This window comes from Streptomyces sp. NBC_00443, assembly GCF_036014175.1.
GTDB lineage: Bacteria > Actinomycetota > Actinomycetes > Streptomycetales > Streptomycetaceae > Streptomyces.
Genome location: NZ_CP107917.1, coordinates 8,944,059 through 8,963,056, shown reverse-complemented (window position 1 = coordinate 8,963,056; position 18,998 = coordinate 8,944,059). Strand labels below are relative to the sequence as shown.

The window sequence follows — 18,998 nt, the reverse complement described above, 5'->3', positions numbered from 1 at the left end:
CCGGTGTCTGACTCCTCACGCGATACCGCCGAAGGCGCCGGCTGGGGCGCCCCCGAACTCGGCACGTACAAGCGGCTGATGCCGCACACGGTCGAGAAGATCTCCTGGCTCAGCCCCAAGATGCTGTGGGCCGCCCGCAACGGCGTGCTGGCGTCCTGGTTCGGGGACCCCACGGGCCGAACCCGCAGCCGCTGGGTTGCGCAGCGGACGGCCGCGGGCGCGCCCGCCGACAAGGTGATCCGGCGCGACGACCCGGACCGCTTCTCGTTCCTCGTCATCGGCGACACCGGCGAGGGCGACGATCCCCAGTACGCCGTCGTACCCGGCTTCCTGAAGACGGGTCAAGACACCAGGTTCGCGGTCCTCGCCAGTGACGTGATCTATCCGGTCGGCAGCGCCGACGACTACGGCACCAAGTTCTTCCGGCCGTACCAGGACTACCGGGCACCCATCTACGCGATACCGGGCAACCACGACTGGTACGAGGACCTCGGCGCGTTCATGCGCGTCTTCTGCGACGACGCCCCGCCCCTCGCACCGGAGCCCGCACCGCGTCCGCTCAGCCGGGCCCGGCTGCGGTCGCTGCTGTGGCACCGCCCGCGCAAGGACGACGGCCAACGCCTCGCCGAGGTACGGAAGTTGAGGTCGGCGGAGGTCCAACAGGCCGCCCAGCCTGGGCCGTACTGGGCGATCGACACCGGGCCGGTGCGGATCATCGGCATCGACACCGGACTCCTCGGGACCATCGACGCCGAACAGGGCGCGTGGCTGCGCGAGGTGTCGAAGGATCCCCGCCCGAAGATCCTCATCACCGGGTCGCCGCTGTACGTGGACGGCGAACACCACCCCTGCACGATCGAGGGCGGCGGGACCGTCGACGAGATCGTCCGTGACCCGGCCCACCGCTATGTCGCGGCGATCGGCGGTGACATCCACAACTACCAGCGCTACCCGGTCCAGGTGGACGGCCGCACGATCCAGTACGTGGTCGCGGGCGGCGGCGGTGCGTTCATGCACGCCACCCACACCATCCCGCGGGTCGACATCGCGAACGTCACCGAGAAGGAGTTCCGCTGCTACCCGTTGCGCGGCGACTCCTGGCCTTCTACAGCAAGCTCTACGGCCGCAGGCTGCACCTGCGTCGCTTCTTCACCCTCACCGAGGCGGAGGCGGCGGCCGTCGTCGCCGAACGTCTGGGCATCCCGCTGACCCGAGCCCAGCAGACCACGACCCGCATCACCTGGCGCACCCGGCTGGTCGCCAGTCTGCTCGGCGCCGGGCGCCGTCCGGACCGCACCGCCCGGTTCCGCCTCCCCGTGCGCAAGGTCTACACGCAGCTGTTCTCACCGAGCTCGGCGACCTACAGCCCGCCCTTCTTCAAGTGCTTCCTGCGCCTCGACGTCACGCCGGAGACGGTCCGCCTGCGCTGCCACGCCGCGACGGGCAACCTCGCACAGGAGGTCGACCCGCCGGTCGAGGACGAGGTGACGATCCCCTTGCGCTGATCGCGGGCTTGCACTGACGACGGGCGGCGGGAACACCGCGGGTGTTGATCGAGTTGGCAGTGCCATACGCCATTGAAGGTTCAATGATGGAGGGGCTCATGCCGTCGACCTCACGCCCGCTGCGCAAGCTGGGCTTCCTCACCATCGGGCTCTTCGACGAGGCGGATCCACGCCGGGGCCACGAGTCCACGCTGGAGATCATCGAGCTGGGCGAACGGCTCGGCTTCGACAGCGCGTGGCTCCGCAACCGTCATCTCCAGTACGGCATCTCCTCCCCCGTCGCCGTCCTGGCGGCGGCCTCCCAGCGCACCAGCCGGATCGAACTGGGCACCGCGGTCATCCCGCTCGGCTGGGAGAACCCGCTGCGGCTGGCGGAGGACCTGGCGACGGTCGACCTCCTGTCCGGCGGCCGCCTCAACCCGGGCGTGAGCGTGGGCCCGCCGATGCACTACGACCGGGTCAAGGAGGCCCTCTACCCGGACACGGCCGACGCCGAGGACTTCGGGTACGAGCGGGTGCGAAGGCTGCTGGACTTCGTGCGGGGCAGGCCGGCCACGGACTTCAGCGGGGCCGAGGGCTTTGAAATGTTCTCGGCCCGGGTGCAGCCCCAGTCCCCCGGCCTCGGCAGCCGTATGTGGTACGGCGGCGGCAGCCCGAGTTCCGCCCAGTGGGCCGGCGAGCACGGGATGAACTTCCTGACCAGCAGCGTCGTCAAGGCGGAGGGACCCGAGGACACGGCGGCGGCACCGGACTTCGCGCAGATCCAGCTCTCCCACATCCGCGCCTTCCGCTCCCGCCATCCCGACGGCGAGAACGCCCGCGTCTCCCAGGGGCTCGTCGTCATCCCCACCGACTCCGCCACGCCGAAGCAGCGTGCGAAGTACGAGGAGTACGTCGCCGAGCGCACCCCGCGGACCACGTCACCGCAAGGTCCGGCCCGACTGTTGTTCGCGCCGGACCTGGTCGGCAGTTCGCAGGAGATCGCCGAACGCCTCCACGCCCACGCCGCGTTCCGCGAGGTGGACGAGGTGGCGTTCGCGCTGCCCTTCACCTTCGAGCACGAGGACTATGTGCAGATCCTCACCGACCTCGCTGACCGGCTCGGGCCGGCGCTGGGGTGGCGCCCGGGACGATGACCCGGTCGAGCAGGTGCAGCGGGGCGGGCCGGATGCCGGCGGCCTCGGCCGCGTCCCAGTGGGCCAGTGCGCGGGGCAGGTCGACGAGACCGTGGGTCAGTGGCAGGTCGTTCTGCGGCTGGCCGGAAGCCCTGAGGTGGGAGTGGAGCAGCGACTCCAGCCGGCATGAGGCCATGGTTGCCGGAATCCCGGGCCGCAGCGCGAAGCCCGCGCCGGCCACGGCCGGCAGGTCCTGGCTGAGCCGGATCGCAATCGAGTCGAGGGCCAGCAGGCCGCCGCCGATGACCAGCACGTCCTGGTCACTGCTCATCCGTTCCAGTGCCCTCCCGGTGTCGAAGCAGTGCGGGAAGGAGTCGTCGACCACGATCGTGCCGGGGCGGAGCCGGTCGACGTCCAGCAGGGTGGACGCCCCGCTGACGGCGGTGACGATCACGTCGGCCTCGTAGACCTCCGCGGGCAGCGTCAGCCCCGATTCCACGACCTGGACCGGCATCGCCGGAGGCGGATACTCGGACGCCAGGTCCGCTGCCAGCCGTTCGAGTCGCGGGGTGCTGCCGGGCAGGTCGCACAGCAGCAGCCGGGCCGGTGGCCGGGGCGCCGTCGCGAGCAGCAGTCGTAGGGACGAGGTCCCGATCGAGCCGCATCCGACGACGGCGAGGGAGAGATCGTCGAGGCAACGGCCGGTCGCCTCGAGAGCGGAGTGGACGGTCTTGACCACGGCGACGGTCGTCGACGCGTGTCCGGTGGTGATCTCCGCGCTGGTCGTGGACTCCCGCAGGACGTCGTAGCCGTAGCCGGTGAGCGACGGGATCATGCCCGCGAGGGAGACGCAGCGGGCGCCGAGTGAGGCGGCGTGCTCGACGGCGCGGGCGGCGCGGGCCGCCAGGTCGGCGGTCGGGGCCAGTTCGTCGGCGAAGAGCGGGAGGGCGACGAAGCCGGAGTTCCCCAGCGGGGTGCCGGTCTCCTCCAGCAGGCGGGCCCGGCCGTCCGGGAACAGAAGCGCCCTGATCTCCTCGCGCCCGAGGCCGGGGCTGTCGTACGGCAGTCCGGCGAGGGCGGCGAGGTGGTGGGGCGCGGGCAGGTAACCGACGAGCGCGGCGTCGAGGTGGGGGCGCCGACGGCGGCCCTCGCGGGCGGGGGCGGGGTCGCTCAGCGCCTCCCGCATCTGCTTCCGCATCTCCTCCGCGAACCCGGTGACTTCGCCCGGCGTGAGGGCCGCCGCGGAGGCCCGCACGGTGATGCGCAGTCCTTCACCGTCCGCCAACGGCCGCACGGCGAGGAACACATCGGTGCCCACCGGCGGCGGGGCGAGGGAGGTGTCGGACTCGTCGGCGTGCAGGGTCAGGCCGGCGCGAGTTTCCTCGGAGCCGAGAGACGTGAAGTCGAGGAAGGTGAAGAAGAACTGGGCGTGGCACGGCAGTCCGGTCGCCGTGCGCACGTCGCTGGGTCCTTCGGACCTGGCCAGGTCCGTCTCCGCGGCGAGTCGCCGCAAGTCGTCGGCGAAGGCCGGTTGGTCGACTCGGGTGCCTTTGGCGAGGGCCGGGCGCAGCGCCACCGCTTCCGCGAACGGGCCGAACAGCCGATGTGCGTCCGGCGTGGACTCCTCGCGTCCGGTGACGGCGAGGCCGAGCATCAGGTCGCGCTGTCCGGTGAGTTCGGCGAGGGCGCGGTAGTACGCAGCGAGCAGCGGTGCGTACAGGGTGCGGTGTGCTGTGCGGGCGAGTCGGCGCAGCTCCCCGGTCGTGGCGGCGTCCAGGGTGAAACCCGTGGTGTGGAACGCCGGGTGGGTGCCGGGGGCCTCCTGGGTGGCCGGTCGGCGCAGCGCGGGCGGTGTGTAGGGCGCGCGCAGGCGGGTGCGGTACTCCTCGGCCCCGGGTCCGTCCGGTCGCCGACGGGCGGCGGACAGGGCCACGTGGTCGCGGAAGGTGCTGTCGAGCGGTGGCAGGCCGTGCGGCAGGCCACGGTCTAGGCGGTCGTAGACGGTGCGCAGTTCGCCGGCGAGGAGTGCGGCGCTGAAGCCGTCGCCGATGAGGTGATGTGCGTGGACGACGAGCACGTGCTCACCGGTTGCCACGGTGAACAGGCGCAGCCGCAGCAACGGCCAGGCCCAGGCCTCCAGTCGGCGCCCGGCCTCCTCGTCGATCCGCTGCTCCAGCAGGTCGGGGTGTGCGAGGGTCTCCGTCTCCACGGGCAGCCGCAACGAGTCCGGCAGCTCCTGCTGGACCGGCGGACGGGCACCCGCGGGGAAGACGGTGCGCAGCATCGGATGCCGGGCGACCAGCACGTCGACGGCACGCTGGAAGACGTCATGGCGCAGCGGCCCGCGCACCCGGAACCGGGCGAGCCAGCCGGAGCCCGCCCCCGGGTCGATGGTCTCGGCCAGCAGGAATCCGCGCTGGGAGGGCGTGAGGGGATAGCGGCCGGCGAGCTGCGGGGGCGCGGAGTGCGGCGTCGCATCGGAGGAGGGATCGGAGGTGTTGGCTGCGGTATCGAGGGCCGCCGCGAGTGCGCTCAGCGTGCGGTGGGTGTAGACCGTGGTCGGCCGCGGCACCGCGGGGAGTTGCTCGCGCAGGCGGGCGAAGAGCTCCAGCACCATGATGGAGTCTCCGCCGAGTTCGAAGAAGTCGTCCTCGCGGGTCACATAAGGTACGTCCAGCAGGGCCGACCAGATGCGCGCAACGGTGTGCTCGGTCGGGGTGAGAGGTCGGGTCCCGGGCTCCACACCGTGATCGTCGACCACGACGGAGGCAGCCGGGCTCGTCGTTCCCTCGCTCTCGCGTACCAGCCGGTTGCGGTCGACCTTGCCGGTGCCGGTCAGGGGCATCACGGGGAGCGCGCGGATGCGCCCGGGCAGCATGTACGGCGGCAGGGCACGGGACAGGAAGGCGCGCACCTCGCGCGCGTCCGGCTCGGCCGTGGCGGACCGGGGTTCGAGGTACGCCACCAGGCGCCCGTCGAGCAGCAGCACGGCCGCGCGGGCGATGTCCGGGTGGGCGAGCAGCGCGGCCTCGACCTCGCCGAGTTCCACGCGGTGGCCGCGGACCTTGACCTGGTCGTCGAGGCGGCCGAGGAACTCCAGCAACCCGTCCGCGGTCCGGCGGACCCGGTCCCCGCTGCGGTACCAGCGGCGCCCCTCGCGCTCGACGAAGGCCCGCGCGGTGAGCTGCGGCTCGCCGAGGTATCCGGCCGTCAGACCTGTTCCGGCGATGAGCAGTTCACCGGCCTCGCCGGGGGCGCAGGTCCGGCCGTCCTCGGTGACGACGGCCAGATCAGTCCCTGCGACCGGCCGGCCGATGGGCAACTGCCGTACGTCGTCGGCCGGCCGGGCGTCGATGACGTGGCAGGTGGCGTTGATGGTGGACTCGGTGGGCCCGTACAGGTTGGAGATCCTGTGCTCCGGGCCCGCGCAGCCGTCGAGCAGGTCGAACCAGCGGCGTACGTGTGCCGGGGGCAGCGCCTCGCCGCCGACGTGGACCCAGCGCAGTGCCGACAGGTCAGGGGGCGTCCCGTCCTGCCTCGCGCGGGTCTCGGCGGCGGTCAGCAGCCGCTCCCACAGCGTCGGCACCGAACTCCACACCGTGATCCGGTCGTTGACGATCCGGTCCAGCAGTGCTTCGGGGTCGCGGAGGAGGTCACGGGTCAGGGTGTGGACGGTGGCGCCGACGAGCAGCGGTGCCAGCAACTGGCGTACGGAGGCGTCGAAGCAGACGGACGCCGTCTGCACGAGGCGGTCTCCGGGTCGGTATCCGAAGGTGGCCAGTGACCAGTCCAGGTAGTTGAGCATGGACCGGTGGGTGATCGGGACGGCCTTGGGGCGGCCGGTGGAACCCGACGTGAAGATGACGTAGGCGATGGCATCCGGGTCGGCGGACGGCGGCGCGTCCGGAGTCGGCGCGGCCGGGGGTCGTACGTCGGCGGCCACGGGTGTGATGCCGTCCAGCGCGGCGACGGCTTCCCGCGTCGCACCGTGGCAGACCACTGCGCCGACCCCGGTGCGCTTCACCTGGTCCCGCAGCCGGGCCACCGGGTGGGTCGCGTCCATGGGCACCCAGCCTGCGCCCGCCCGCAGGATGCCCACGACGCCGACGACCGTGTGCGGGCCCGGCTCGGTGAGCAGGCCGACCAGGTCACCGGGGCGCACTCCGCTCGCTCGCAGACGGTCGGCGAGGGCGACGGTGGCGGCGTCGAGTTCGGCGTACGTGAGCGTGGTACGGCCGGTGTCCACCGCGATGGCTCGCGGTGTCGCCCGGAACTGTGCGCACAGTCGGGCGACGATCCCGGCATCGCTGTCGTGCCGTTGCGCCGGGATCAACTGACCGGCCGCGGCCCGCAGTTCCTCCTGATACTCCCCCGCGAGGCGTTCGACGGTCTCGCGTCGGAAGAGCTGCGCGGGGTGATTCCAGGAGAGGCGCAGGGTCGCGTCCGATTCCCAGCACAGCAGGCCGAGCCTGGTCGCGGCGGAGGCGGTGGCCGCCGCGGTCGGGGTCACGGTGACCGGCCAGTCCTGACCGTGGCTCACCGGGAAGCGGGCGAAGCTGAACCCGGCTGGGGCGACCGTGCGCGGGGCGGGGCCTGTGGTGGGCAGCAGCGCGGCGATGTCAAGGCTGGCGAGCGTCGCGTGGGACTCCGCCTCGCGCCAGATCCGCTGCAACCGCCGGGCCAGTACGGTCACGGGTTCGGCGGGGTCGACTGCCGCGAACACCGGCAGGGTGTCGGCGAGCGGGCCCACGAGACGGTCGATCCCGGGCAGGGCTGCCTCGCGGCGGGCGCGCGCCACGTTCACGGCGACGGCCCTCTGTCCGCTCCAGCGGGCGAGGCAGCGGCCGTACACCGCGAGGAGCAGATGGAAGAGGGACACTTCGTGCCGGGCGGCCACCTCCCGCAGCGCTGCCGTGAGCGAGGCGCCGACGGTCGTCTGGTGATGGGTGAGCGGCGGCGCCGGGAGTGCTTCGGGGGCGCCGTCGTAGGGCAGCGTCATCGGCGCGCCCGCTGCTGTGTGGTCGGCGATGCGGTCACGCCAGTACTGCTGGTCCCGGGTGAAGGCCGGGGACCGGCGTTCGGCGGTGACCAGGGCGGCGTAGTCCGCAAACTCGGCGCGTGGGGCGGGTAGTTCGAGAGGGCTGCCGTGCGCGAGGGCGGTGTAGAGCGACCACAGCTCCTCGCACAGGACCTTGAGGCTGAAGCCGTCGGCGGCGCTGTGGTGCACGACCAGCAGAAGGTGGGCGAGATGCTCGTCCCCGCGGTCGCGGACCAGGACGGCACGCACCGGATCCTCGGCGGTCAGGTCGAACGGGCGGTTGTAGAGCCGCTGTTCGAGGCCGGGCAGCGACTGCGCGGTGTCGTCCGGCTCGTGCACCTCGTACCAGCGGGGTGCACGGTCGGTGGGCTCGACGGGAGCGGTGTACTGGCGGGGCCGTGATCCGTCCCCCTTGATCCGCAGACGCAGCATGGGCTGGTGGGCGGCGAGTTGGGCGAGGGCTCGGCCGAGGAGGGCGGGGTCGAGAGGGCCGCGGATGGTCTGGCGTATGTAGCCGTAGGAGGTGATGCCTTCGTACAACTCCTCGGTGGTGAGGAAGGCCCGCTGAAGGGGCGTAAGGGGGTGCGGGGTGTCGTCGTGGCCGCGGTTCACGGTGGCGGTCGCCCGGGGGGCTTGCGGGCTCTGTGCGCCGAGGTGGGCGGTCAGTTCGCCGACCGTGCGGTACTCGAAGAGCAGGGTCGCGGGCAGGGGGAGCCCGAGTTCCCTCTCCAGGCGGCGGGCGAGGTCGACAGCGGTGAGCGAGTCCAGTCCGAGGCTGAGGAACTGTTCGTCGTCGCCGATGTCCTCCGGGGCGCGGTGCAATGCCTCGGCCAGCAGGCTGCGTATCAGGTCCGTGGTGCGGGCCGGGTCGGTCACCGCGGGGGCGTTGGCCGACGACGGAGGGGCGGCGGCAGGCGAGCTGTCGGCCCGGGACGGACGGGGCGCGGCCGGCGGGCGGCCGGGAGCGGCGACCTCTAGGGGCTGCGCGGGGCTCACCAGCAAGTGCGCGGCACCGGTCGCGACGGCCGTCCGCAGTCCCGCGATCGCGGCCCGCGTGGTCAAGGGACTCAGTCCGCGGGCACGCAGCCGCGCCTCGGCCGGTGACCCGGCGGCCAGTCCCGCGTCCGCAACCGGCCCGAACCCGACTGCCAGCCAGGGCCGGCCCGCCGCGCGCTCGGCGGCGGCGAAGGCATCGAGGAAGGCGTTGGCGGCAGCGTAGTCGCCGAGCGCGCCCGCCAGGCCGGGCAGTACCGAGGAGACGGAGGAGAAGGCGACGCATACGGCCGGTTCCTGACCGTGCCGGCGCAGCGCCTCGGCGAGCAGCAACGTGCCGGTCACCTTCGCGGCGAGCATCTGCTCGATCTCCGCGTCGGTCTTTGAGCGGAGGGAGCCGGGCCGGACCGTACCGGCGGCGTGGAACACCCCGTCCACCGGGGGCAGCGTGGCGAACAGCGCGTCGACGTCGGTCACGTGGGAGACATCCGCCGCGTGGTACCGGGCTCGGGCTCCCTGGGCACGGAGATCGGCGAGCAGTTCGTCGGGGACGGTCCGGGAGCGTCCGGTCAGGATCAGTTCGCATGCGCCGCGGCCCGCGAGGTCGCGTGCCAGGGCGGAACCGAGCCCTCCGGCTCCCCCGGTGATCAGGTACGTACCGTCCGGTGGCAGGTCCTCGCGCGCCGTGGATACGTCCGTCACGTGGGCCGGTGTGCGGCTGACCCTGCGCCCGGAGCGCCAGGCGACCGCGCCCTCGGCGCCGGGCTCGTGGGCGGAGTACAGCTCGCGTTCCAGGGCGTCGACCCGGGCGTCGAGCGGGTCGCGGGAGGACAGGTCGACGCTGCGGGCGGCGAGCCCCGGCTGTTCCTCCGGGAGTGCGAGGGCGAAACCGTGCAGGAGTGACTGCGTCGGGCGCGCCGACTCCTGCGACATGCCGGTGACGTACGCGTCCTCGGTGGCGATCAGGAGGCGGGTGCAGTCGGTGGAGAGCAGGTCGAGTGCGTGGCGCAATGAGGAAATGGCCGCGCCCGGGGTCTGCGGGCCTCCGTCGCGGGCGTCCGCTTCTTCTCCCAGCAACACCAGCGTGTCCGCCGTCGCCTCGGTCGGCCCGTGAGCTCCCAGCACCGTCACTCCACGGTCGATGAGCCTCTCGGCGAGGGCCCGGCCGAGCGCCTGTTCGCCGCCGATCAGCCGCACGGCACGGGGGCCGGCCGCCGGCGTGAGCGAGGCGTCCCTCCAGTCGAGGCGCTGCAGCACGGGCGCCGCGTCGGGCCTGCGGGGCCAGTGGCGGGTGCGCTGGAAGGGATACGTCGGCACGGGCACCTGCGCCGCAGGACGGTTGCCGGCCCGGGTCGTCCGGTCCGGAGCCGCGCGGTTCAGAGCAGCACCGCGCGACCACAGTCGGCCCGCCGTCTCCAGCAGCGCCCGCGCGCCCGAGGGGTCCACATCTCGGTCCGGGGCTGAGGGAAGTGACATCGTCGACACCGAGACGTCCGCGGCATCCTGCGCCCTCGAGACGGCACGGACGGCCCCGGCCAGGGTGTTCCCTGGGCCGAGCTCCACGAAGGTGTCGTACCCCTCCTCCACAAGCCTCGCCACCGCCGCACCGAACCGCACCGGCTGGACGGCATGCGCCTGCCAGTAGGCGGGCGTGAGGTCGGGTCGCCAGTCGCCGGTGACCGTGCTCAGCATCGGTACGGTCGCCGACTTGACCGTCAGTGCCTTCGCGGCGTCCCCCAGTGGATCGAGGACAGGCTCCAGCAGCGGTGAGTGGAAGGCGTGGGAGACAGGGAGCCGGCGTGCGGCCACGCCCCGGCTCCTGAGTTCCGCGAGGGCCCGGTCGACGGCGCCCCCGGCACCCGAAATCACCACCTGATCGGGCCCGTTGACGGCGGCGACGCTCAGCGAGCCGCCGGATGCGGCGACGAGCTCGGCGACGGTGTCCTCGTCGCCCCTGACCGCGGCCATGGTTCCGGGGAGGGCCAGTTCACCCACCAGCCGCCCGCGCTCCGCGGCGAACCCCACCGCCTCGTCCAGAGTCAGCGAACCGGCGACACAGGCCGCCGCGATCTCACCCACGCTGTGCCCGGCCACCGCGTCGGCCGACAGGCCCCATTCCGCCAACTGCCGGGCCAGGCCGACCCCGAACGCGACGAGCAGCGGCTGGGCCACCTCCGTCCTGGCCAACTCCTCGGGATCCATGCGGGGATCGAGGCACCACTCGGCGAGCGAGCGCCCGTGTAGGGGGCCCGTCAGCGAGGAGGCCTCGTCCAGGACGTCCCGGAACACCGGAGACGATCGGTACAGGGCACGTCCCTGGCCGGGCCGCTGTGCGCCCTGGCCCGGTAGGAGGAACACCGTCCGGGGGCGGGACCGGGCGACCGCGAAGTCCGCTGTGCGTGCGGTGTCGAGGCGTTCCGCGAGGTCGCCGTCCGCGACGACGGCGAGACGGTGGGGACCGTCGTCGCGTGCGGTGTTCACGGCGGCGCAGATGTCCGCCTCGTGCCGATCCGGATTCGCGCGCACGTAGGCGACCAGATCGGTGGCGGCGGCGCGCAGGGCGTCGGCGCTGCGGGCCGACAGCGTGAGCAGGTTGGGGCCGTCGGCGGCGGGACTCGCGCAAGTGGTCCGCCCGGGCGCCTCCTCCAGGACGGCGTGCGCGTTGGTGCCGCCGAAGCCGAAGGCGTTGACGCCCGCGATCAGGGGCCCTGGGGCGCGCAATTCCCGCTGCTCGGTGACGAGTTCAAAGCCGGGTGCGACGCGTTGCAGGTACGGCGCGGGCGGTGTGGTGTTGGGCGAGGGCGGGACCTGGCGGTGCTGGAGCGCCAGGACTGTCTTGACGAGGCCCGGCATGCCGGCGGCGTTCAGCAGGTGACCGATGTTCGCCTTGACCGAGCCGAGCAGGCGGGGCAGCCCGTCCGCGCGGGGCGGAAACGCGTGCCCGAGCGACTGAGCCTCGACGGGATCGCCGACCGGAGTGCCGGTTCCGTGCGCCTCGACGTACGACACCGATTCGGGGTCGATGCCGCACTCGCCGTACGCCTGAGTGATGACCTCGCGCTGGGTGCGCGGGTTCGGAGCGAGCAGGCTCAGCGACCGGCCGTCGTTGTTGACCGCCGTGCCACGCACCAGGGCGAGGACCGGATCTCCCGCCCGCTGCGCGTCCTCCAGGCGGGCGAGGACGAGGGCCGCTCCGCCTTCTCCGGGCACGATTCCGTCCGCGGTGGCGCCGAAGGGGCGGCTCCCGCCCGTCGGGGAGAGCGCACCGGCGCGTTCGAGCAGTCGGTGGCCGGTTGAGGTGAGGGCCAGTTGGACGCCCCCGACGACGGCGATGTCGCACTCGCCGCTCTGGAGGCTGCGCCGGGCCAGGTGGAGGGCCACGAGCGCCGAGGAGCAGGCGGTGTCCACCGCCAGGGCGGGGCCGTCGAGGTCGAGTGCCTGAGAGAGGCGGGCAGCGATCAGGTTGGGCAGGTTGCCGGTGAGCGCGCCGGCATGGGCTGCCAGGTCGCCGTGCGTGGTGGCGGCCAGGATCTCGCGGTAGCCGCTGTCGCCGACCGCGGCGAACACGCCCACCTTGCGGCCGGTCCGCCGCGGCCCCGCGTAGCCCGCGCGCTCCAGGGCCTCGTGGGCCAGTTCCAGGAAGACCCGGGCCTGTGGGTCGGTGGCACGGGCCTCCTCGTCGTCCATGCCGAAGTAGCCGGCGTCGAAGGCGGCGGGGTCGGGGAGGAAGGAGCCGGAGAGGCGGGGAGCGCCGGGGGCCTTCTCGGTCCCCTCGCCGTTCCCTCCACGCCGGCGGTCCTCGTCCAGCCCTCGGCCGTCGGTCTCCCAGCGACCCTCGGGCACGGCTGTGATCGTGTCCCGCCCGGAAGCGAGCAGTTCCCAGAAGGCCTCCGGCGTCTCCGCACCGGGGAACCGGCAGGCCATGCCGAGCACCGCCACCGGGCGGTTTCGCGCACGGTCCCCGTCCGGCTGATGCCCCGCGCCCTCGGCAGCCTGCTCCAACGCCCGCCTGTCCCCCGCGACCACCCCGGCTCCGGCACCCGACGCTCCGTCACCATCCGACAGCAGGGCCAGCACCTGCCCGGCCAGTGCGGCCACGGTGTCGTGGTCGCGCAGCACGCGAGGCTCCACCGTGACGGAGAACGTGTCCTCGATCCCGGCGAGCACGGCCATCGCCTTGAGGGAAGAGCCTCCGAGGGCGAAGAAGCGGTCGTCACGGTCGATCGCCGCCGGCGAGAGGTCCAGCGTCCGTGCCCAGATCCCCCGGATCGCTTCCTCGACGTCGCGCCACGAGCGCGGCACAGCACCACCCTGCGGACCGCGCTCCTGGTCCTGAGCCTCGTCCTGCGCCTCGTCCTGCGCCTCGTCCATCGGGGCCTGCCCGGCGTCGCCCACCAAGGCCTGACCGGCCTGACCGGCGACGCCGCGCGCAGCCGACAACCGCCCCTCGACCTCCGCATAGGCACCCGCCTCGAACCGCTCGCGCATCACGGCGCGCCGCAGCTTGCCGCTCGTCGTGCGGGCAAACGCCCCCGGCGGCAGCGGCAACACCCGTACGTCATCGTGGCCCAGCGCCTCCCGGACCCGGGCCGCCGCAGCGTCGAGCACCGGAAGCGCCGTGGCCGAGGCGGGCCGTGCCCACTGCACGAACACCACGACCCGATCGGCTCCGGTGTCCGGATCGGTGGACCCGATCGCCGCCGCCGTCCCTCCGGGCAGTCCCGGGGTGCCGGCGGCGGTCTCCTCCAGGTCTGGGGCGTGGAAAGTTCGGCCGCCGACGAAGACGACGTCCTTGTGCCGGCCGGTGACACACAGCCGGCCCTCGTGCAGGAAACCGAGGTCGCCCGTCCGCAGCCGGCCGCCGGCGAACGCGGCGGCGCTCGCCTCGGGCGCCCGGTGATAACCGCCAGCCAGCTGAGGCCCGCGTACCTCGATGTGACCGACCCGCCCCTCGCCGAGCGGCTCGCCGGAATCGTCGGTGACACGGACCTCGCAGTCCGGGACGGGACGGCCCACGTCCATCAGTTCGACGGCGTCCGCGCCGGGTTCCGCGGGTACGGCCCTGCCACGGCTGAGCGCCGCCCGGTCCAGTCGCAGGGGCACGGCGGTCTCGCCGAGCGGGGGCACGGTCACCGCGAGCGTGGCCGCGGCCCGCCCGTACACCGGGAGCATGGCCTCGGCGTCCAGTCCTGCCGTCCCGGCCTTCGCGGTGAACTCCCGCCACACGCGCGGCGCGATCGGCTCCGCGCCCACGAGCATCAGGCGTACGGAGCTCAGGTCCAGTCCGGCCCAGGTGCTGTCCGGTACCCGCCGTGCCGCCAGCGCCAGCGCGAAGTTCGCCGCCGACAGCAGGGTCGCCCGGTGCCTGACCGCCGCCTCCAGCCAGAGGGCCGGGCGCTTGGCGAAAGTCAGCGGTTCCAGTCGTACCTGCTTCAGGCGCGCCGCCATGGGGACCAGGTGCGTGCCGATCAGGCCCATGTCATGGAAGTAAGGCATCCAGCTCGCCACCACGTCGTCAGGCGTGATCGCCATGGCGGTACGGATCTGCCGGAGGTTCGCGAGAACGGCCTCGTGGGTGAGTTCCACGCCCTTCGGGGCGCCGGTGCTGCCGGAGGAGAACTGGAGGAACGCGAGGTCCTGTGGGCCGCGCCGGGGCAGTGAGCGCAGCGGGCCGGCCTCGCGCAGCTCCCCCAGTCGCAGCGCGTGCACCGGTCCCGGGATCTCGTCGAGCAGCGCTTCCGTGGTTTCGTCCACGACGACGGCGGGCCTGCCGAGGAACTCCCACACCGGCCCCGCCCGACGCGCCTCCGGAGCGAGCGGCACCGGCACGAGTCCCGCCGCCAACGTTCCCCAGAACATCGGCTGGAAGTCCTCGCCGAGACCCGCGAGGAGGGGCACGGGAGTGCCGGTCTCCAGTCCCGCCGCGCGCAGACCACCTGCGACGCGCAGGGCGTCGTCGCGGAGCTCGGCGAAGGAGACGGTGCGTTCGCCGCCGTCTCCGCGGACGTGGACGACGACCTGCCCGGGGGCCTCCTCGGCGGCGTTCAGCAAGACGTCGAGGAGCGTGGCGGCGGTACGGCACCCGGGAGTCGGCATGCGGTTCCTTCCTCATCGCACGGGGCAGGCCCGCGGACGTGCCCGCCGGGGTTCGGTACCCGTGCCGAGCGTTGTCGATCATTCACCTGTACGACGACGAGTCTCGCCGAGCGGTTCACCGGAAAAATGATCAATTGGTGACGCCTGTTCTGCCGAGGGCAGTGGCGATGTCCTGCAGGAACGCCGAGACCGGGCCCAGGGTGAGCAACCCGCTGCCGGCTCCGGCCAGTTCGTTCGCCGCCGGGGTGAGCGCGGTGTGGGCGCGTGCCAGGGCCGGCCGGTCGCCGAGGGTCAGGGCCGCTCGGGCGGTGAGGCACCACAGGGCCTCCTGGAGGAGGTCGTGGGGTGGTTCGGGTGTGGCGTGGAGGGCCTCGGCGGCCTCGGGGCGGTGGCCCCGGTCGATGAGGAGCAGGGGGCGCGCCCACGGGGCGTAGGGGCCCCAGTCCGTGTGCTCGTCGAAGCGCAGGGGCAGGTCGCGTCGCACGCGCAGGCACAGCAGCGCGAGCGGCAGCAGGCCTTGGGCGAGGCCCGGCATGCCCGCGCCGTGCAGCAGGGTGGCCGCCTCCTGGTAGGCGACCTCCACCTCCGTCGCCGGTGCCCGGCCGGTGGCATCCAGCCGCAGTGCGGCGTACCAGCCGGTGAACACACCCACCAGCGGTGCCTCGTGGCGTACGGCCAGGGCGTCGGCGGCGGCCGCGTGGCGGTCGGCCGTGGTGAAGTCGCCGACGGCGCTGCGGGCCTGGAGCCGGATCAGGTGGCCGAGGATCTCGAAGGTGGACAGGCCGTGGCGGGTGGCGAGCGCGACCAGCTCGGCACCGACCTCGTCCCTGCGGGGCGCCAACCCCCCGCTGCCGAAGGACTGCATGAAGACCGCGTTGAGTGAGAACGCCAGCAGCGCCGGATCGTCCAGCCGGCGGGCCGTCTCCTCGGCCTGGCGGGCGGCCTGCGGGCCACGGGCATGCGGGGTGCCGCGCGACTCCAGGGCGATCGTGGCCAGCAACCGGGCCTTGGCCGCCTCGTGGCCTTCGGCGGGCAGGGCGACAAGGGTGCGTTCGGCGGCGGCGACCACATGTGCCGCCTGGTCCGGGTCGTCCAGGCGGGTCCAGATCGCCGGGACGTCGTAGGCACCGATGACCCGGGCGGTCAGCTCGGCGTCGCCCAGTTCCTCGGCCGCCGCGATGGCCGCGACCCGATGCTCCCGGGCAGCCGGCAGCCCACCGCCTCCGGTCACAGCGAGGTTGCGCAGCAGACCGGCCGTGGACTCCAGGCGGGCCCTGGCACCGGGAGCGACGGCACGGTCGTAGGCGGCGGTCGCCTGCTCCCAGACCCGGCCGGCGGGGTTGTCACGCGCCTCGCCGAGGTGGTCGGCCTGGTGGAGGATGTCCGCCTCCAGGGAACGCAGACCGGGCCCCGGGTCGATGCCGAGTTCCTCGGCCAACAGGGCACGCGCCCGACGCAGCACGTCCAGCGCGTCGGCCTGCCGGCCCGTGCGGTACAGCGCCAGGGCCAGCAGGCGCCAGGCGTTCTCCCGCCAGGGGTGCTCGGCCGCGTGCGCCCGAAGGTCCGCGGCGGCCCGGTCGGCCAGGCCGAGGGCCAGCAGCGCCTCGGCACGCAGCTCCACGGCGTGCAGGCGCAGCTCGGTCAGGCGACGGCTCTCGGTCCGGGCCCACTCCTGCTCCGCGAACTCCGTGTAGGCGGGACCGCGCCAACAGCCGAGCGCTTCGTCCAGCCGTACGGCCGCCTCCTTGGCCGGCAGCGCACCAGCAGCGGTGACCGATGCCTCGAACCGCCAGGCGTCCACCGCGTCCTTCACGGCGCGCAGGGCGTAGCCCGGGCCGTCGGTGACCAGCAGCCGAGCCGGGGTGCGGGGCGGTCGGTCGGGTTCAAGGGCGCGGCGCAGTGCCGCGACGAAGGTACGTACGGCGCCCACGGCCTGGGCAGGCGGGTCGTCCCTCCAGAGATCGTCGACGAGGCGGGAGACAGGCACGACATGGCCCTTGGCGACGAGCAGCCGGGCGAGGACCGAGCGGTGTCTCGGGCCCTTCAGGTCGATCGCGTTCCCGTCCGCGTCCCAGGCCGTCACCGGTCCGAGCACACCGAAGGAAGTCCCTGTGTCTTCCACCGCCGTCCTCCTCCCCGGGCGCCGCCGCCACGCCGCTGCTCTGCTCATCACTCACTCATCGGCCGCCGCGAGGATCGAGGAACCCGATCTTCCCGAAGGGAATCCTCCCCATCGCATCGAAAGGAGTGGCGTCATGCCACCCGTCATCGCCGGCTTCGATCACCACCGCGTCCCCGTGGCCGACAGCGTGTCCCTGCACACGGCCGTCGGCGGCTCCGGCCCGCCCGTCGTCCTGCTGCACGGCTTCCCGCAGACGCACCTGATGTGGCGCCACGTGGCCGCCGACCTCGCCGCCGACCACACCGTGATCTGCCCGGACCTGCGCGGCTACGGTGCCAGTGACAAGCCGGCCGAGACCGACGGCACCGTGTACGCCAAGCGGACCATGGCCGCGGACATCGTGGCCCTGGCCCGTGAACTCGGGCACGAGCGCTTCGCGTTGGCCGGGCACGACCGCGGCGCCCTGGTGGCCTTCCGTGCCGCGCTCGACCACCCCGCCACGGTCACCCACCTGGCCTGCCTCGATGTGCTGCCGACGCTCGACATGTGGGAGGTGATGCACGGCGTCACCGCCGCCGTCGGCTTTCACCTCTATCTGATGGCCCAGCCGCCCGGCCTGCCCGAGCGCATGATCGGCGCGGCGCCGGACGATTTCTTCGGCCACTTCCTCGACGTCTGGACGTCCGACCGGCGGGCGGTGCCGGACGAGGTCCGCGCCGCCTATCTGGCGGCCTGCCGCGAGGCCGTGCCCTCGATCGTCGCCGACTTCCGGGCCTCGGCCGGCGTCGACATCGAGCACGACCGGGCCGACCGGGCGGCCGGGACCACGCTCCGGATGCCGGTCGGCGTGCTCCAGCAGGACTGGGGCGCCGCCCTGGGCTTCGACGCCGCCGCGCTGTGGCGTGCCTGGGCGCCCGATCTGCGGCACACCACGGTCACGTGCGGTCACTTCATGGCCGAGGAGGCACCGGACGAGATCGTGAAGGCGCTGCGCGACCTGGTCGCCCGCTGAACGCTGTGAGCGCGGTGAGCGCACCGGGGGCGTTGGCTACCAGCGCCCCCGCTCGGTCCCGGTGATCGGCTCCGACGTTTTGCCGTCCACCCCCACCGGCACCTCACCGGCGAGCATCACCCGGTGCATGGTCCGGGGGAAGTCGAGGTGGGCGTTGTCGCTGGGGGCGAGGTGGATGGTGGCCCGGTTGTCCCAGAAGGCCACGCTGCCGGGCTCCCAGCGGAAGCGGACCGTGTACTCGGGGCGGGTCGCCTGGTCCAGCAGCATCTCCAGGACGGCGGCGCTCTCCGCCCGGGAGAGGTCGGCGATCTGCTCGACGTAGTAGCCGTTGACGTACAGGATCCGCTCCCCCGTCTCGGGGTGGACCCTGACCAGCGGATGCAGGGTGGCGACCTGATGGTCCAGGAGATGACGGACGTACGCGTCGTCGCCGGGCCTGGGCTGGTAGCCGACGCCGAGGCGGTGCTCGGCGCGCAGCCCGTCCACGAACTCCCGCACCGGGCCGGACAGGCCGGCGTACGCGGCGGCGAGGTTCGACCAGGTGGTGTCGCCGCCGTACGGGGGGACGGTCTCGGCGCGCAGAATCGTGGCGGCGGGCGGGTCGACGCGGGCGCCGTGGTCGCAGTGCCAGCCCCGCAGCAGGGTGTGGCGGCGGCGCCGCAGCCACTCGTCGTGCTCCATGCCGAACTTCCCGCCCAGCTCCAGCCGGTCGGCGGTCGTCTCGATCTCGGGGAAGTCCGCCGGGGAGGCACTCCCCCGCCTGTGCAGGGCGACGGGTTCACCGAACCGGCGCGCGAACGCCACATGTCCGGTGTGGTCCAGCCGCTGCCCGCGGAAGAACACCACCTTCCAGCGCAGTACGGCCGCCCGGATCGCGGCGACCACGGCGTCGGCCGGCTCTACGGCCAGGTCGACGCCCGTGATCTCCGCCCCGATGTGCCCGGCGACCGGGTGCACCTCGATCCCCGCGACCTGCTCCGTCCCGTCCGCCGTGGCCCTGTCCGTCGTCATGCCCGCTCCGTCGGTCGTCCGTCCGCGCCGGCTCCGGTCCGAGCCGGCTCCAGGAAGATCGTGACAGTGTTGGGCGGGCATGGCGACAGGGCCTCGGCAACGCATC

The 18,998-nt window shown here is 73.3% G+C and carries 5 protein-coding genes and 1 pseudogene; 3 read left to right on the top strand and 3 right to left on the bottom strand.

What is annotated here, in order from left to right:
• Positions 1–3: 3 nt before the first annotated feature.
• Both OHO27_RS40850 and OHO27_RS40845 read left to right on the top strand, forming a co-directional pair.
• Positions 4–1,505 (top strand): annotated as a pseudogene (locus OHO27_RS40850) (metallophosphoesterase family protein).
• Between the two features lie 98 nt (positions 1,506–1,603).
• Positions 1,604–2,641, top strand: coding sequence for an LLM class flavin-dependent oxidoreductase (locus tag OHO27_RS40845; protein ID WP_328429957.1), 1,038 nt, complete (start codon positions 1,604–1,606; stop codon positions 2,639–2,641).
• On the opposite strand, the gene OHO27_RS40840 is transcribed toward OHO27_RS40845, so the two are convergent.
• Together OHO27_RS40840 and OHO27_RS40835 are read right to left on the bottom strand one after the other, a co-directional pair.
• Complete coding sequence (locus tag OHO27_RS40840) at positions 2,586–14,747, bottom strand: non-ribosomal peptide synthetase/type I polyketide synthase (RefSeq protein ID WP_328429956.1); 12,162 nt, start codon at positions 14,745–14,747, stop codon at positions 2,586–2,588. The two genes, OHO27_RS40845 and OHO27_RS40840, sit on opposite strands and share 56 nt — an antisense overlap.
• Positions 14,748–14,877: 130 nt before the next feature.
• Positions 14,878–16,869 (bottom strand): AfsR/SARP family transcriptional regulator, encoded by a 1,992-nt coding sequence (locus OHO27_RS40835; protein ID WP_328429955.1) that lies wholly within the window; start codon positions 16,867–16,869, stop codon positions 14,878–14,880.
• Between the two features lie 133 nt (positions 16,870–17,002).
• Here OHO27_RS40835 and OHO27_RS40830 point away from each other — a divergent pair, with 133 nt between their 5' ends.
• Positions 17,003–17,881 carry an alpha/beta fold hydrolase gene (locus OHO27_RS40830; RefSeq protein WP_328429954.1) on the top strand — a complete coding sequence of 293 codons (879 nt, stop codon included), beginning with the start codon at positions 17,003–17,005 and terminating at the stop codon, positions 17,879–17,881.
• Between the two features lie 36 nt (positions 17,882–17,917).
• Here OHO27_RS40830 and OHO27_RS40825 read toward each other — a convergent pair whose 3' ends face one another.
• The gene (locus OHO27_RS40825; protein ID WP_328429953.1) at positions 17,918–18,892 is read right to left on the bottom strand and encodes a TauD/TfdA dioxygenase family protein; all 975 of its coding nucleotides are present in this window, start codon (positions 18,890–18,892) and stop codon (positions 17,918–17,920) included.
• Between the last annotated feature and the right edge of the window lie 106 nt (positions 18,893–18,998).

What these genes read in the sequence shown, in the direction of transcription:
- OHO27_RS40840 (WP_328429956.1), bottom strand. Translation starts at nt 14,747, where the DNA reads ATGCCGACTCCCGGGTGCCGTACCGCCGCCACGCTCCTCGACGTCTTG.
- OHO27_RS40845 (WP_328429957.1), top strand. Translation starts at nt 1,604, where the DNA reads ATGCCGTCGACCTCACGCCCGCTGCGCAAGCTGGGCTTCCTCACCATC.
- OHO27_RS40830 (WP_328429954.1), top strand. Translation starts at nt 17,003, where the DNA reads ATGCCACCCGTCATCGCCGGCTTCGATCACCACCGCGTCCCCGTGGCC.
- OHO27_RS40825 (WP_328429953.1), bottom strand. Translation starts at nt 18,892, where the DNA reads ATGACGACGGACAGGGCCACGGCGGACGGGACGGAGCAGGTCGCGGGG.